Raw genomic sequence first — 17,542 nt, 5'->3', positions numbered from 1 at the left:
TAAAGGTGTTGAAAATAGTGAACGAAATATTAGATGGGATTAGTAGCCCTAGTGATATTAAAGCTTTAGAAATAGACCAATTGAACACACTAGCAAAAGAACTCAGAGAATATCTGATAAAAGTAGTAAGTAATACTGGCGGACATTTAAGTTCGAATTTAGGAGTTGTAGAGTTAACATTAGCACTTCATTATTGCTTTAATTCACCATACGATAAATTGATATGGGATGTAGGACATCAGACTTATATCCATAAGATGATTACTGGTAGAAAAGAAGAGATTAAGACTGTTAGAAAATTTCAAGGATTAAGTGGATTCCCAAAAAGAGCAGAAAGCGAACATGATATATTTGAAACAGGGCATAGCTCAACATCTATATCAGCTGCCCTTGGTTTCGCAAAAGCTAGAGAATTGTTGAATGAAAATAATTATGTGGTACCTATAATAGGTGATGGATCTATGACAGGTGGAATGGCTTTTGAAGCATTAAATAATGCTGGAAGGCTAGATTCTAATTTTATTGTGATACTAAATGATAATCAAATGTCTATATCCAGAAACGTAGGTGGGTTATCATCTTATTTAGATACAATAAGAACAGATACAGTATATAAAGAAATGAAAGAAGAAGTTGAAAAAGCACTTACTAAAATTCCTAGAATAGGTAAGGAAGTTGTTAAGGTCATAAGAGATGTCAAATCTGGTATCAAACAGTTGGTCATACCTGGAATGCTATTTGAAGAATTAGGATTTACTTATCTAGGTCCAATAGATGGACATAACATATCTGCATTAATAAAAACACTCAATCAAGCTAAAAGACTAAATGAGCCAGTACTCATACATGTTAACACAATAAAAGGTAAGGGATATAAACCGGCAGAACTGAATCCTACCAAATATCATGGAACTAAACCATTCTATATAAAAAATGGCAGACCTAAGAATATACCTTCTACAGACACGTATTCAAAAGTACTTGGTGATACACTTATTGATATAGCAGATAATAATAAGAAAGGTTTAGTAGCAATATCAGCTGCGATGCCAGAAGGTACAGGGCTTGATAAATTCGCAAGAAAATATCCTGATAAATTCATTGATGTTGGGATAGCTGAACAACATGCAGTAACTTATGCAGCCGGACTTGCAGCTAGTGGCATTAAACCTGTAGTAGCTTTATACTCATCATTCTTACAGAGAGCTTATGATCAGATTATACACGATGTCTGTATGCAGCGCCTACCAGTAGTATTTGCAATTGATAGAGCAGGTTTGGTAGGTGAGGATGGTGAAACCCATCAAGGTATATTTGACATATCATTTTTGAGCCATATGCCCAATATGACAGTAATGGCTCCAAAAAATAAAAGTGAATTACAATCTATGATTAAATTTGCTGTAGACTATGAAGCACCTATAGCCATAAGATATCCTAAGGGTAAAGCTTCAAATGAATTAAAAGAATATAATGAAGAAATAACTTATGGAAAAAGTGAGATTATTAAAAGAGGCAGTAAGATAGCTATTATCGGTGTTGGAACCTTGACACAGACAGCATATAACGTTTCTGCTATGCTAGAAGAGAATGATATTCTGTGTACACTGATTAATGCTAGATTTGTTAAGCCTATTGATAAAGAATTAATTGAAGAGATTGCAAATAGCCATGATTATATATTCACTATTGAGGAAAATGTTATTTCTGGTGGATATGGGAATAATGTTGTAAAATTTGTATCTGATACCCAAGTTAATGCAAAAGTTGTATGTATAGGTATAGAAGATGATTTTATACAACATGGTAAAAGAGATGAATTAATAAAATTATGTAAGTTAGATGAAGAAAGTATATATAATAGGATTATGACATACGTGAATAAGTAAAATATATACACTAAGAATTTGCTTTAACGGAAGGAATGTATATAGTTATGGTACAAAAAGAAAGACTTGATATATTACTATTCAATAGGGGTCTTGCTGATTCAAGAGAAAAAGCAAAATCAATTATTATGACTGGAAATGTTTTTGTAGGTGGGGAAAGGGAAGATAAACCAGGTACCAAATTTGATATTAAGTCAGAAATAATTGTAAAGAAGAACCCTAATCCATATGTAAGCCGTGGAGGATTGAAATTAGATAAAGCTGTAAAAGAATTTGGATTGAAACTCGAAAACAAAATATGTGCTGATGTAGGAGCTTCGACAGGTGGTTTCACTGATTGTATGCTTCAAAGTGGTGCTAAGAAAGTATATTCCATTGATGTTGGATATGGACAATTTGCTTGGAAATTAAGACAGGATGAACGGGTTGTATGTATGGAAAAAACCAATGTTCGTTATGTTACAAAAGATATGTTGGATGATGAAGTTGATTTTGTCTCCATAGATGTTTCTTTTATATCTTTAACCAAGGTATTGGAACCTGTTAAAAAATTGATGAGTGAAAATAGTGAGATGGTTTGTCTTATAAAACCACAATTTGAAGCTGGAAGAGAGAAAGTTGGAAAAAAAGGTGTTGTAAGAGATAGAGCTGTTCACGAAGAAGTTATTATGAAGATTATGAAATATGTTTTGTCAATAGATTTCTCCATAAAAGATTTAAGTTTTTCACCAATAAAAGGTCCAGAAGGAAATATAGAGTATTTGCTTTACCTGACTACTGAAGGGCAATCAACAATGGATGATGAAGAAATTATGGGTATTGTAAAAACAGTAGTTGATAAAGCTCACGAAAAATTATAAAATATAAATGTGCCATTATTTAGGAAATGAATATGAGATTCTAATAGAATTCTGTAAAATAAGTATTTCCTGAATTATAGAAGGATGGTTTTATGAATAAATTTGTAATAATACCTAATCTAACGAAGGATAAAAAACTAGAAACAACAAAGTTAATTGTTGATTGGTTAGAAAAAAATGACTGTAAAATATGTTTGCCAGCACAAATAGCTAATTATATCAATAAGCAGCAATATAGCTGCCCAGAAAGTGATATGTATAATAATGCTGATTGTGCTATTGTATTAGGAGGAGACGGAACGATTCTTAATGCAGCAAGAAATCTGCTAAAATATGATTTGCCTATACTTGGCGTTAATCTAGGTAATCTAGGTTTTCTAGCTGAGGTAGAAAAAAAAGATGCATTGAGTACTTTATCAAAGATCATTAAAGGTGATTATTATGTCCAAAGAAGAATGATGTTGGATGTAAAAAAATTAATTAATGATAAAGAAGATTTAATAGGGGTTGCATTAAATGACATTGTAATAGCTAGAACGTCTATATCTAGAATGATGAAATACAGTATTTATGTTAATGATGGACATGTTAACAATTATTCTGCAGACGGTATAATAGTTTCCACACCTACAGGTTCTACAGCATATAATTTGTCTGCTGGAGGTCCTATATTGGACCCTAAGAATGAGATGATGGTTATAACTCCTATATGTCCTCATACATTGATGTCTAGAAGTATTGTACTTTCAAAAAACGATGTAGTTAATATTTCACTAGAAAATAACAGAAAGAGTTGGAATGACGATATTATGATTACTATTGATGGTCAAGAGAGTATTAACATAGACCAAAAAGATAAAATTATAATATCTAACTCTTATAAAAGTGCTAAACTAATTACATGTAATAAAAATGGATTTTATACGCTTCTAAGAAAGAAATTAGGTAATTGCTAACTTTAGACAGCTATTATAGATTCATCTTATATTTATAGGGAAGGTATTCCTAATTATTAATAAACTAGGAGGAAAATGGATGAAAATTGAACGCCAAACTAAGATTCTTCAATTAATTAATCACTATGATATTGAGACTCAGGAAGATTTAGCAAGTAGACTTATCGAGGAAGGGTTTATAGTAACTCAAGCAACTATATCAAGAGATATCAGAGAATTAAGGTTGACTAAGATTGCTACATCAGACGGAAAACAGAAATACGTTGTATTAAAAAATAAAGAAACCAAATTAAATGAAAAATTTATAAGAGTATTCAAAGATGGTTTTTCATCTATGGACCGTGCAGGTAACATTATTGTTTTGAAGACATTAGTTGGTATGGCTATGGCTGTAGCTGCTGCTATTGATGCACTTAATTTTGATGATATAGTGGGGTGTATAGCTGGTGATGATACTATTTTCTGTGCAGTAAGAACAGAAAACGATGCCATTAGAATTATGGAAAAAATGAACAAATTGGTCAATAATAATTTATAGATTCAATTTGATGAGATACTATTATACTTTCTATTAAGTAGGAGGAAATTAATATGTTAATACACCTTCATGTAAAAAATTATGCGTTAATTGATGAAATCAACGTAGATTTTGATGATAACCTAAATATATTAACTGGTGAAACAGGAGCAGGGAAATCCATTATTATTGGTTCTATTAATGCTGTTCTTGGTGGTAAAGTCAGTAAGGATATGATAAGGACAGGTTGCGATAGCGCATTAATTGAACTTCTGTTCTATGTTGATAATAATGTTGTTTTAAGCAAATTACATGAATACGATATTAATATGGATAATAACAAAGAACTCCTAATAACAAGGAAAATAAATATTAATGGTAGAAGTGTCTTTAGAATGAATGGACAAGTTGTTACTACATCCATAGTAAAGGATATTTCTACTAAGCTAATTGATATACATGGTCAACATGAACATCAATCTTTACTGAATAAAAAGAATTATCTTTCCTTACTAGATACTTTTTGTGGTGTCAATGTATTAGGATTAAAAGAAAAACTCAGGGAAAAGTATGCTTATTACATGGAACTAAGTAGTAAGATTGATCATTTCATGCTTGATGAACACACTAGAAAAAAAGAAATATCTTTTTTGGAATATGAAATAAATGAGATAACATCAGCTAATCTGATAATTGGTGAAGATGAGAAACTCAAGGAAGAATACACTTTACTCTCAAATGGTAAAAAGATTATTAAGTCCATGTCAGAAATACATACTTATGTTAATGGAGACAGTACCAACATGACTGGTGCAATAGACCAAATTGGGCAATCTGTAAGGTTGCTGTCTGGAATAAAAACACTAGATAAAAATATAATGAACATGGAAGAACAGATCTCAAACATTGAGATTATGTTAAGTGATTTTAATAGAGATATAAACGACTATATAAGTAGTTTTGAGCTAGATGAATCAAGATATTTTGAGATTGAAGATAGAATCGATTTAATTAATAATTTAAAAATGAAATATGGAGATACTATAGATGAGATATTAAAATATAAAGAAGAAAAAGAAAAATATCTAGAAGAATTAATCAATCATGAAGAACATTTGAATCAAATAAATAAAGAAATAATTAAACTAAAAAATGAAATTGAAGTTTATTGTGGTGACTTAACTAGAATTAGAAAAGAAAAAGCTAAACATATCAGTAAACTGATTGTAAATGTATTAAGGCACATTAATCTGTTGAACACTAATTTTATTATAGATGTCAACAGAGCTAACAAATTTAATTCTAATGGATGGGATGAAATTGAGTTTTTAATCTCAACTAATGTGGGAGAACCATTGAAATCACTTAGTAAAGTAGCATCAGGAGGAGAGTTGTCAAGAATTATGCTGGCTATCAAATCAGTTCTAGCTGGTAGTGACGATATTGAATCATTAATTTTTGATGAAATTGATACTGGTATTAGTGGAAAAACTGCAGGGCTGGTTGCAGAAAAGCTTGTTCAGATTTCAAAAGAACATCAAGTCATCTGTATAACCCATTTGGCTCAAATAGCTGCTATGGGAGATGCTCACTTTATTATTCAGAAGAAAGTTAAAGATAATGTTACACATACTTTAATAAATAAATTAGATAAAGAAAGCTCTATCAATGAATTAGCAAGACTGCTTGGCGGTATAAAAATAACTGATGCTGTTATTGCAAATGCAAAAGAAATGAAGGACTACGCAGAAAAAGTTAAAAAAATTCAATAAAAAGTTTAAAAGGTTTAGTTCAACTTACATAATAAATAAAAACTCATAATTATACATAACCTAATCAAGAATCTAATTCTTGATTTTTTCATATTTATTCGTTATTACAGCATATTTGTATAAAGAAAGATTATTATGATAGAGAAATTCTGGTTTATTTGTATAGTCAATAATTTCATATATTGATTCTATTTACTAGCATAATAAAATTTGCGTAAGGGAATTTTAATAGTACACAAATAATGAGAAGTATTAAAATCCCCAAAGAATAGTAAATAGGATGTGAAATAATGAGAAGTAAAGGATACAGATTTAGAATTTTTCTATTTTTTAGTCTATTAGTCATTTTAGTAATTAATGTTGGATCAGATGTACTTATAAGCAGGTATTTACCAGGTGAAATCAAAATTTTAGTTAACGAAGAACGAGACTTCCTATTTAATGTTCCATTAGACGCAAAAATAAATGGAAACCTAGAAGGCGTTGTTATGGTTAATCAGGAACCTGTCAAAGATAATCTTGTACTCAATCTACAAAAATCTTTTACAATTAAACCTAAAAAAACAGGTGTTATTGATGTAGAACTAAAATTATTTGGTATATTGCCTATAAAAACAGTAAAAGTTGATGTAATAGATAAAAAAAGGGTTGTTCCAGTAGGTAAAACCATAGGTGTTACAGTATATACAGATGGAATTTTAGTACTTGGAACTGGTTTGGTATATGGTGAAGACGGAAAAAAGTATAATCCAGCAAAAGGAAAATTATATACTGGTGATTATATCAAAGCAGTAAATGGAGAACAAATATCAAGAAAAAAAGAATTAATAGAGATTGTAAAGAAAAATCAAGGTGAACCAATAGAATTAGATGTCATAAGAAATGATAAAAATCAAAAAGTTAACATAACTCCTGTTAAAACCATAGAAAATAATCAATATAAAATCGGAGTTTGGGTTCGAGATGATACTCAAGGAATTGGAACAATGACTTATATGGATTTGGATAAAAAAACTTTCGGGGCATTAGGACATGGTATAACAGATGTTGACACAAAGCAACTTATAGAAATTGAGACTGGTGAAGTCGTTAATACAATGATTACAACAATTAAAAAAGGTGAAGATGGAGTACCAGGAGAGATATCTGGAATTATAGTTGGCGGTGAAGGAAATCGCTTAGGAGAGATAAAGAAGAATACCTCTCACGGTATATTTGGAGAAGCATCCAATGAAGGAATAGACCAAGTTCTAGAGAATGATATAATACCAATAGGTTTTAGATATGATGTACATGAAGGTCAAGCCTTTGTTAGAAGTGATGTTAGCGGTAAATTAAAAGATTATGAGATATTGATTAAAAAGATCTATCTAGGCGATGAATCTAATAAAGGTATGATTATTGAAGTTGTTGATGAAGATTTGATAAAAACAACAAATGGAATTATTCAAGGAATGAGTGGAAGTCCCATTATTCAAGATAATAAATTAATAGGTGCAGTCACTCATGTTTTTGTCCAAGATTCAAAAAAAGGGTATGGTGTTTTTATAGAAAACATGTTAATTGAGGAGTAATATATAGAGAGAATATGTATCTTGTGCATGTCGAATCTTGCGAATATTATTTATTGAATTAATATATAGATAGTATTATAATTATAACATGTCATATGGTAACGTATTCTCTATATAAATGAATAAACAGGATATCATAAGATAATAATATGGAACGTAATATCGTTTCAAGGAAGAGAAGGGGGAAAAAGGTTGAGCGATACAATCAAAGTCTTAATTTCGGATGATAGCGTTAAAATGTGCACTATTTTATCTGAATATTTAAACTCAAAAGAAGATATCACTGTAGTTGGAGTTGCTAATAATGGTGAAGATGCATGTAAGCAAATAAAGGAAAAAGAACCTGATGTTGTTTTACTTGACATTATTATGCCACAACTAGACGGGCTGGGAGTATTAGAGAGAATGTACGAAGATAAGGACATTAAGAAAGTTCCTATGTTTATTATGTTGACAGCAGTGGGACAAGAAAAAATAACATCTAGTGCACTTAATCTTGGAGCGGAATATTATATAATGAAACCTTTTGATAATGAAACAATAGTTAAAAGAATAAGACAATTAAAAGGTAAAATGCAGTTAATTAAACGTGATAGAAGAAATGATTTTGTTTCTGAAACCGAAAAAGGTTATTCAGCAAGAAGTCTGGAAGCTGAAGTAACTAATATAATTCATGAAATTGGAGTTCCAGCACACATTAAAGGTTATCAATACCTTAGAGATGCTATAATAATGGCTATTAATGATATGGACATACTTAATTCCATAACTAAATTACTATATCCATCTATAGCAAAGAAATTCAATACAACACCTAGCAGAGTTGAGAGGGCTATCAGACATGCAATAGAAGTGGCATGGGGAAGAGGTAAGATGGATACCATTGATAAATTATTTGGATACACAATAAATCATGGTAAAGGTAAACCAACTAATTCGGAATTTATAGCTCTAATTGCGGACAAGTTGAGATTAGAGCTTAGAGTAGGATAAATAAAAATTATAAAATGTATATAATTTTTATTTATGGATAAAATAAATATTGTGAAGTTAATGATTAAATTCACTAACTTTACGCTGACTTATAAGTGAGGTGTTAGAGCCAATGTACATTTAATAGAAGTTATTAACGTAACTGTTTTAGATGTAATGAGGTAATCAGCATTTATAAGTAATAAAGCTAGTAATCGTAAAAGATTACTAGCTTTTTAATACCACACTAATGCTAATTGACAATAATTAAAAGTATGGAGGGCTATAATGGCTAAAGAAAAAGTAAAAGACAAAGGTGGAACTCTCGGTGGACTATCTAAAAGTTATAATAATAATAGGAGTGTGAATGGTAAAATTAAAAATTCTAAGGATACCACAAGTCGTAATTCAGATAATTTGAATCATAAAGATTAAATTATTTAATATTTTTTGGTATTTTTATTGACACTAGTGACTATAATAGTATATAATTGTTTTAGTCATTAGTGTCCATAATAATTATTTATTTAATTTTTAGGTCAAGGAAAGGAAATGATTATGCCTAAAATAGTTGATACAGAAGCTATAAGAATAGAGATAATAAAAAAAGCATTTGATGTTTTTGTTAAGAAGGGCTATTACAAATCAAGTATGACGGATATTACCAAGAGTTGTAATATGAAGCGAACAACCATTTATCACTATTTTAAAAATAAGGATGAAATATTTGAACATACTGTATTATACGTTATAGAAACTCTTGAAAATGATATTATAGATATTTCTAATGATGATGAAATGACTCTAATGAAAAAAATAAAATATCTAACTAATAAATGGGATAATGAATTTAATAATAACAATATTCTATTACTTCTTGTTGAAATGTGGTTTGCCATAAAGAGAGAAGAAGGAGAATTATTTGATAGAATCAAAAAAAGAATAACATTAATGAATAAATCTATCAATAAAATTGTTGTGCAAAAAGCAAAATACATGGTTAATTCTAAGAGAGATAAAAAACAATTGATTGAATACTCAATGATAATGTCTATACTGAATCAGGTTTCCCTTGAAAAAGGATTCTTGAGCGAAAGTATAATCTCTGTTATATCATCTTTTTAAATTAATGAGCATGTTTAGTAATAATTTATACAAGTTTCATATATATTATAGTAAAGTGTAAAATATTACATAGTTGAATTAAATAATTTAACCTTGTTGTTAAAAGGGAGTAGCTTCAAAGTTATAAAGTCAACAACCGCGGTATGTAATACCTGGCTTTATAGTCCTTAATGGAAAGCAAGACTTTTATGACAAAATGTAGATAACTAATCTGCAATTGTTATAAAAGTCTTTTAAATTATACAAGATAAATTAAAGGAGGTCATTTTTATGAAATCACCAAAATCATTTTTTAGTAAGGTAGCGATAAAAGAAGGTATAAAATATTTAGAAAAAGATCCTATAACCAATTTTCCAAAGCTTATTGATTGGGCAGGTAAGATTCCTATGTTACCAAGCCAAAGACATCAATATGAGGCAATAATTGATATGTGGCAAGATGAAAACTCTATATGGCACGATTTTATAGAAAGAATATTGACTAAGATACATCCCAATATTAGAAAGACACTTTTAATGAATTTTACTATCAATGCTGGGATTGAAGGACTTAAACTAATTGATGCCAACAAAGAGAAATATGACTGTAACATACCTTGGGCAATTCTAATGGATCCAACCTCTGCATGTAACCTGAAATGTATTGGCTGTTGGGCTGCAGAATATAAGAAAAATGATACATTAGATTATGATACTTTGAGTAATATAATAAAACAAGGTAAAGAACTAGGTACATATATGTATATTTACTCTGGTGGCGAACCTATGGTTAGACGAGATGATATAATAAAACTTGCAAAAGAACATAATGATTGTGTATTCTTGGCATTTACTAATGGTACTCTTTTTGATGAAGATTACGCAAAAAAACTTCAGGAAGTCGGGAATGTTACATTTGCCATAAGTATTGAGGGTTATGAAGAACAAACAGATATGAGAAGAGGAAAAGGTACATATCAGAAAGTAATCAAAGGGATGGATATATTAAGGGAACATGGTATTCCTTTCGGATTTTCTTCATGCTATCATAACAAAAATGAAGAGATAGTATCTTCTGAAGAATACATAGATTTCATGATTGAAAAAGGTTGCTATTTTGGATGGATATTCACTTATATGCCATTAGGAAAAGACGCAGTACTTGACCTATTAGCAACAGCTGAACAAAGAAAAGATATGTATTATAAAGTACGTGAATATAGAAAAACAAAACCAATATTTACTATGGACTTCTGGAATGATGGAGAATATGTTAATGGATGTATTGCTGGGGGAAGAAATTATCTTCATATCAATGCAAATGGTGATGTTGAACCTTGCGCATTCATTCATTATTCAAATGCAAATATTAAAGAAGTAAGTTTACTAGATGCCTTAAGGCAACCTTTATTCAGACAGTATAGAAAACATCAACCTTTCAATGATAACATGCTTAGACCTTGTCCATTACTTGATAATCCAGAAATGCTTAAAAAGATGGTACATGAATCAGGAGCTCTTTCAACACAGCCAATGGATAGAGAGGATGTAGATGAACTTACAACCAAAACCAAGGAAGTTGCAGAAAAATGGGCACCTGTAGCAGAAGAACTTTGGGAAGAATCACATGGATGTATTAATTGTAAAGCTGCTAACCAATAATATAATAAAACTATAGCTTTTTCTATACATTTTGGGAGGATGGCACTTTGAAACGAGACAGGCGAATCAATGCATTATTACTATTTTTAAAATTATTTTCTGTTTTTAATGTTGTGGTCATAGCTATTATTATAAGCCACTATTGGGGAAAAATTACACCAGAAGATATTTTTAACTATGTTCCTGATAATTACTTTTTAGCTGCTATTACTATTATAGGGTTATTTTTGATTAAATCACTTAGTGTGGTATTACCTTTGATGGCTCTTTATATTAGTTCAGGAATGATATTTTCGCCGTTGTGGGGTATTATTGTTAATCTGATTGGATTGTTTGTTAGTTTGACAATGCCTTATTTGTTAGGTAGATTTTGTGGAAAAGGTTTATTAGATAAATTATTAGTGAAATATAAAAACATAGAGAAGCTTAGGACAATTAAGAGTAAGAATGAATGGTTTTTATCATATATATTGCGTATGATTGGTATTCTGCCAGGAGATATAGTTAGTATGTCCCTAGGAGCTATGAATATTGATTATAATAAATATATAGTGGGTTCAATAGTGGGATTATTGCCTAGAATGGTAGCAGCTACATGTTTAGGTTCAACCATAACAGATCCTACTTCCCCAGTGTTTATACTGTCATGCGTAATCACAGTTGTGCTAACTGGAGGATCAATGTTCTTGCATCAGAGATTTCTGAAAAAAGAAGATGTAAAGAAATAATGCTAAAGTAATAACCAGATTATAATTTACCAAATAAGGAGTTTAACTTAATAAGATAATTAAGTTTGCTCCTTTTTCTGTTACCTAATTATAACAAAATAACTAAATTAAGTATAAAAATTCTCTTTATGATAATTAATAATTGTGTTAATATTAAGAGTAATGAGTATTAAGAAAATAATATATTCCAAACATCTTTGGCAAGTAACGAGTATTGGGGGAATATAGATGCAAGATAATTTTTATTATAGTGAGGAAAAACTATTATTTGATAACGAAGTAAAAGTAAACTATCGTATAGCAAAAGTTCTATTTTATATTGCTGTAACAGTTATTCCACTAGTGATAGTTCTGCAATTACTTGGAGTGTTCATATATTACATGGTTGATGCAATAATGGCAATAGTAACTGCTTTTATTCTTTTAATCATGCCTAGAATACTAACAATAGTACATGTACATAAAAAGAAGTGGTTTAAGTATATACTATTGTTTTTAGTTGTAATGATGTTACCATTAATTTATTTAGAATATGATTATATGGTATTGATTTTATGGATATTTCCATTATTGATAAGCTGTATGTATTTTTCTAATAAGCTTAATACCATTACGGTAATTTTTGATGTTGTTGTGTTAGGCTTTACAAGTTACTATAGATCCTATCAAAGATTACAAAACAATTTGATTTCTCAGCGTATCGGAGGATTGTTCAAAGATTTCATTATAAGCTATATAACTTATGCAATGTTAGTCATAATATCATATGTCATAATATATTTATTGACTAAGAAAACCAATGAGTTATTACAGGATGCTATAAAAAAGAAGGAATTTGAAATTCTTTCAATAACTGATTCAATGACGGGAATATACAATTATAGATATTTAATGAGTGAATTAGAAAAGAACCAAGAACTGTTTCATAAGGAGAATATTCCGTTTACTGCTGTTCTTTTTGATGTAGATCATTTTAAATGCATCAATGATACATACGGTCATGTTGAAGGTGATTGTGCATTGCAGGCGATAGTTAAATGCTTACAGAAAATAGTAAGGGAAAATGATGTCATAGGTAGATACGGTGGAGAAGAATTTATGGTTATTCTATCTAACACTACAGTTAATGAAGCATATATGATAGCGGAAAAATGTAGACAAGCAGTTTCTAGATTAAAGATAGAAAATCTTGATAAATATATTTCTATAAGTGGTGGTGTGGCTGAATATAATGGAGAAAACATAAAAGATTATATTAGGAGCATGGATGAGAAGATGTATGATGCTAAGAACAATGGAAGAAATATAATAATAGCATAGACTTCTATAGGCTTAAGTGAATATTATATAATGTAAAACACTAGTGTTATGTTAATTCATTAGTGTTTTTTTATGTATAAAAAGTGGTTTTATAAATTGTTAACTTTAGTAATTAATGGTATAATGTTATAGGTCTTATTTGTCTCGTTAGATAGTAAGATTATTGATAATATACTAAAATGATAAGATAAAAATAGGAGATAAAGATGAAGTTTAACAAAAAATTATTGAATATACCAATTGTTTTAATGATAGTCATTGCAGTACTTTGCTTATTGAATGTTCCGTCAAGAATTAATATGCTGAATGGAATTTCAGGTGCAGAAAAAATAGGTATAATTAATATAAACTATAATACTGAACAACAAAAAAATGAATATGGTGAAGAGATTTTTGTTACAGATAAACAGAAGTTATTTAATATCATCAATACCATCAATAACGGTAAGATCGATACAGAAGCTGCTCCAGACAGGGGTAGGGCAAATTATGAATTGAGATTTTATAAGGATGGCAAAAGTATCAAAGCAGATTATTGGCAGAATGAAAAATATAATCTAAGTATTGAAGGGGTTGAGGGAGAAATAGTCGTTGATAAAAAGTTGGAACAAATTATGAAAACAATAATTCAAGAAAATAGTAATGAGTAAGTTGGTTTTTGGTATGGAGGTAAAGTGTAAATGAAAAAAACAACTACTATGATTAGTTTATTATTTGCTATCATGTTTATGACATCAACTGTTTTTGCTGGGAATACGAATATACTACAAAATAGTTTTGAAGAGAGTGAGGATATCTATGTTAAATTAAGTGAGCCTATTCTTTTAAAAGCTCGTCAATATGTAGATGGACTTATGAATGCTCATTTCGATCAAGTATTTGCTTATTCCAATGAGGGATTTATGCTGTGTTTATATGAAGCTCTTTATGAAGATTCGAATAAATACTTAAATGAAGGTAAAGTTGTTAGTAGTGAAGGTGAACAGATTCCATTTCTGGATACACATCAAGAGAGAATGCTTAGAATTGATAGATTAGTTGCAGATGGTTACATAATGGAAGATGAGCTAACTGTAGAAATAGATAGAAAAGTAATAGCTTCAATTCTTTATCGTATTTATAAAGATAAAATACCATTTAAATGTTCTGTAGATTACCCGGATACAGAAGATATAGCTGTTAGATGGGCAGGTGAAGTTGGATTACCAACGTTTGCAGTTAATACAGGATTGAAGATTAATCCTGAGGGTTCTATTAAGAGTGATGAAAATTTTAGCCTTTTATACTATCCATATGATTATTTGAAAATCATTACTTATGCGTACTTAATGTTTCCTAATCCTTATTCTGGCAATTATGTGGACTTAGAATTCATTAAGGAAGATGTTAATGATATAAAAGCTGAAAAAGTTAAGGAATTAATTGCTCTAACAAGGAAAGAAGTAACGAAACCCAGATTAGGAGATTTTCGACGTGATGTGTTGAATAATGAGAATATAGGAACTATAGTTGATTCTTATCAAAAAACTAAGTCACATGAAACTCTCAAGAAAATATACCAAATTCTAAAGGACAGTTTTAATCTATTTGAATATCAAGATAATATTGGTTACTTAAGATACAAGTTTAGTGTATGTAAATAAATCAAATATCTTATCTTATGAAAAATTGTTCTTAATATCTATCTATAAATTAACATGAAATAATATTTGGAGGAAAAAATGACAAGATTATACTTAACAAGACATGGAGAAACTGAATGGAATCTTATTGGAAAAGTTCAAGGAAGTAAAGATTCCAATTTAACACAGAAAGGTATTATGCAAGCAACAAAACTTGGGAAATATCTAGAGACTACTGATATTGACGTAATTTATTCAAGTTCCAGTGGCAGAGCATATAATACTGCAAAAATAATAGCTGGTAATAGAAATATAGAAGTAATTAAGATGGATGGCTTGAAGGAAATGAACCTTGGTATTTGGGAAGGTAAAACTTTTGAAGTGATAAAAGCAGACAATGAAGAGATGTATGATACTTTTTGGAACAAACCTCACTTAGTAAAAAAGTTTCCAGGAGAAAGCTTCAGTGAATTTGAAAAAAGGGTTGTAGGATCAGTATTGGATATCGCTGAGAGCAATAAAGGTAAAGATGTTTTAATAGTTGCTCATGCACTAGTACTGAAAGTTGTTATGAGTTTTTTTGAGAATAGACCATTGGAAAAATTGTTTGAAGATCATTTCATGTATTCAACTTGTCTTAATGAAGTTGAGATACTAGATGGTGATTATAAAATAGTAAAATATAATCAAACAGATCATTATGATATTGAAGTTGGTTAAGTAAGTTTTATAATTATAAAAAGCATTTTGGATTATTTGCATACGTTATCATTAAAAAGAGATAATAATAAGTATATAAGTTGAATAAATAATAAAAGCTTATATCTAGGAGGTTATTATGAAATCGTTAAAAATAATTTTGACAGTAGTATTTAGTTTCGCTGTAGTTGCAGCTGTTATTCTATATACACAAATTAAGAAAATATCCAGCTCAAATAATCAATCAAAAAAACAAGTAGAAAAACAGGAAAAGGATATAAAGACAACAGCAAAAAGACCTCTTGATTTTTCAGCATTTGAATCGGATCTTAATAAATTAGGAGACATAAGATACAAAGAGATTGAAAAATTATTGATTGAATCAGATATTAAATCTATACAGAAAAGTATTGAATCAAGAAATCTAACTTATAAAGAGCTAGTATTATTTTATATAAAAAGAATTAAGGAATTCGATAATAATAAATTAAATACAGTTTTACAACTAAATCCAGATTCTGTAATTATAGCCAGAGAAATGGATGAAAAGAAAAATAATGGTGAAAGACTTAGTGATCTGCATGGTATCCCAGTCCTTTTAAAAGATAATATTGGAACAGGAGATAAACTTACTAATACTGCTGGTGCCAAAGTATTAGAAGATTCTTCATGTGATAGAGATGCTTATATTGTTAAGAAACTAAGGGAAGCAGGAGCTATAATATTAGGAAAAACTAATCTAAGTGAATGGGCTAATTTTATGAGTATTGATTCATCTAATGGTTATTCTGCACTTGGAGGACAAACCCATAATCCTTATGGTAATTTTGATGTTGGAGGGTCTAGTTCTGGTTCAGGAGCAGGAGTTTCTGCTAATCTTGCACCATTAGCTATTGGTACAGAAACAGCTGGATCAATTATATCTCCTTCTAGTCAAAATAGTGTAGTGGGAATCAAACCTACAGTAGGTCTTTGGAGTAGAGATAGAATTATTCCTCTTGCTATTGACTTAGATACAGCAGGACCTATTGCAAAAACAGTTGAAGATGCTGCTATTTTACTAGGCGAATTAGTTGGTGAAGATGAGAATGACATTGCTACTTCTGATGTGCCTGAAAAAGATGATTATACAACATACTTAGATAAAAATGGTTTACGAGGTATGAGTATAGGAATAGTAACTAACAAAGAGGTGACTTCTAGTTATCGTCATGATGATAGTGATATTATCAATAGAATCAATGAAGAATTGATTAATCTAGGTGCTGATGTAAAAAATATCGAATTGGACGAAAAAGCTTTCAGGGTAGATGGACATGTAGATATGATGGCTTATGAATATAAAACAGGAGTAGAAGAATATTTGAATGCCATAGGTGATAATGCTCCAGTCAAGACTATAAAAGAAATAACAGGCTTTAATAAAAGAGATTTGGACAGCAGAGCATATTATGGACAATACTTCATTGAAAAAGCAAGGGATATTAATATTACAGAGGAAGAAAATACAAAAATTTTGTCCCATAATAGATCCAATACAGGTTCTGCAATAGATGAAGCATTAGAAAATGACAAAGTTGACGTTTTGATATCTCTTAATAATTATCTATCAGGGATTTACCCTATAGCAGGTTATCCTGCAATCACAGTACCAGCAGGATATAGAGATTCTGGTGAGCCTGTAGGATTAACAATAACTAGTACTAAATTTAGTGAAGGTATATTAATAAAAGCGGCATATGCTTATGAACAAGGTACTAAGCATAGAATACAACCTGATATTAAATAGAGATATGATTATTATATAATATCAATCAGCCTAAATCTGATTGATATTATATTTGAGTTAATCGGGAATATAAGAAAG

At 29.8% G+C, this 17,542-nt stretch carries 16 protein-coding genes; all 16 read left to right on the top strand.

All coding sequences use genetic code 11. The features are described from left to right. Positions 1 to 17 precede the first annotated feature (17 nt). The 16 genes from dxs to AACQ14_RS16815 all read left to right on the top strand — a co-directional run bounded on the left by dxs (position 18) and on the right by AACQ14_RS16815 (position 17,464). Positions 18 to 1,889 carry a 1-deoxy-D-xylulose-5-phosphate synthase gene (gene dxs, locus AACQ14_RS16890; protein WP_339364763.1) on the top strand — a complete coding sequence of 624 codons (1,872 nt, stop codon included), beginning with the start codon at positions 18 to 20 and terminating at the stop codon, positions 1,887 to 1,889. A gap of 47 nt (positions 1,890 to 1,936) precedes the next feature. Beyond that, positions 1,937 to 2,749, top strand: a complete 813-nt coding sequence (locus AACQ14_RS16885; protein ID WP_339364762.1) for a TlyA family RNA methyltransferase — start codon at positions 1,937 to 1,939, stop codon at positions 2,747 to 2,749. A gap of 92 nt (positions 2,750 to 2,841) precedes the next feature. Further along, complete coding sequence (locus AACQ14_RS16880; RefSeq protein ID WP_339364761.1) at positions 2,842 to 3,705, top strand: NAD(+)/NADH kinase; 864 nt, start codon at positions 2,842 to 2,844, stop codon at positions 3,703 to 3,705. A 79-nt stretch (positions 3,706 to 3,784) separates the two neighbouring features. Next, on the top strand, positions 3,785 to 4,243 hold the full coding sequence (argR, locus tag AACQ14_RS16875; RefSeq protein ID WP_212691139.1) for an arginine repressor: 459 nt from the start codon (positions 3,785 to 3,787) through the stop codon (positions 4,241 to 4,243). Positions 4,244 to 4,296: 53 nt separating this feature from the next. Continuing rightward, positions 4,297 to 5,994 carry a DNA repair protein RecN gene (recN, locus tag AACQ14_RS16870; RefSeq protein ID WP_339364760.1) on the top strand — a complete coding sequence of 566 codons (1,698 nt, stop codon included), beginning with the start codon at positions 4,297 to 4,299 and terminating at the stop codon, positions 5,992 to 5,994. Positions 5,995 to 6,284: 290 nt separating this feature from the next. Next, positions 6,285 to 7,568, top strand: coding sequence for a SpoIVB peptidase (spoIVB, locus tag AACQ14_RS16865; RefSeq protein WP_339364759.1), 1,284 nt, complete (start codon positions 6,285 to 6,287; stop codon positions 7,566 to 7,568). 237 nt (positions 7,569 to 7,805) lie between these two features. After that, positions 7,806 to 8,561 (top strand): sporulation transcription factor Spo0A, encoded by a 756-nt coding sequence (gene spo0A / locus AACQ14_RS16860; RefSeq protein ID WP_242986550.1) that lies wholly within the window; start codon positions 7,806 to 7,808, stop codon positions 8,559 to 8,561. A 267-nt stretch (positions 8,562 to 8,828) separates the two neighbouring features. Then, positions 8,829 to 8,975, top strand: a complete 147-nt coding sequence (locus tag AACQ14_RS16855; protein WP_339364758.1) for a hypothetical protein — start codon at positions 8,829 to 8,831, stop codon at positions 8,973 to 8,975. Between the two features lie 123 nt (positions 8,976 to 9,098). Then, positions 9,099 to 9,665 (top strand): TetR/AcrR family transcriptional regulator, encoded by a 567-nt coding sequence (locus tag AACQ14_RS16850; protein WP_339364757.1) that lies wholly within the window; start codon positions 9,099 to 9,101, stop codon positions 9,663 to 9,665. A gap of 270 nt (positions 9,666 to 9,935) precedes the next feature. Continuing rightward, a complete protein-coding gene (locus tag AACQ14_RS16845) occupies positions 9,936 to 11,306 on the top strand; it encodes a radical SAM protein (protein ID WP_339364756.1) in 1,371 nt (456 codons plus the stop codon). A gap of 47 nt (positions 11,307 to 11,353) precedes the next feature. Next, a complete protein-coding gene (locus AACQ14_RS16840) occupies positions 11,354 to 12,034 on the top strand; it encodes a TVP38/TMEM64 family protein (RefSeq protein ID WP_339364755.1) in 681 nt (226 codons plus the stop codon). A gap of 228 nt (positions 12,035 to 12,262) precedes the next feature. Continuing rightward, the gene (locus AACQ14_RS16835) at positions 12,263 to 13,354 is read left to right on the top strand and encodes a GGDEF domain-containing protein (RefSeq protein ID WP_339364754.1); all 1,092 of its coding nucleotides are present in this window, start codon (positions 12,263 to 12,265) and stop codon (positions 13,352 to 13,354) included. Positions 13,355 to 13,560: 206 nt separating this feature from the next. Next, entirely contained in the window at positions 13,561 to 14,004 is a 444-nt protein-coding gene (locus tag AACQ14_RS16830; protein WP_339364753.1) for a hypothetical protein, read from the top strand. Between the two features lie 30 nt (positions 14,005 to 14,034). Next, positions 14,035 to 14,997 (top strand): hypothetical protein, encoded by a 963-nt coding sequence (locus tag AACQ14_RS16825; protein ID WP_339364752.1) that lies wholly within the window; start codon positions 14,035 to 14,037, stop codon positions 14,995 to 14,997. A gap of 78 nt (positions 14,998 to 15,075) precedes the next feature. After that, the gene (locus tag AACQ14_RS16820) at positions 15,076 to 15,696 is read left to right on the top strand and encodes a histidine phosphatase family protein (protein WP_339364751.1); all 621 of its coding nucleotides are present in this window, start codon (positions 15,076 to 15,078) and stop codon (positions 15,694 to 15,696) included. A gap of 118 nt (positions 15,697 to 15,814) precedes the next feature. Next, on the top strand, positions 15,815 to 17,464 hold the full coding sequence (locus AACQ14_RS16815) for an amidase family protein (protein WP_339364750.1): 1,650 nt from the start codon (positions 15,815 to 15,817) through the stop codon (positions 17,462 to 17,464). The last annotated feature ends 78 nt before the right edge of the window (positions 17,465 to 17,542 follow it).

It is taken from the genome of Vallitalea maricola (genome assembly GCF_036985595.1).
Lineage (GTDB): Bacteria > Bacillota > Clostridia > Lachnospirales > Vallitaleaceae > Vallitalea > Vallitalea maricola.
Note: the sequence above shows the minus strand (reverse complement) of the source record. Positions and strands in the feature narration are given on the sequence as shown.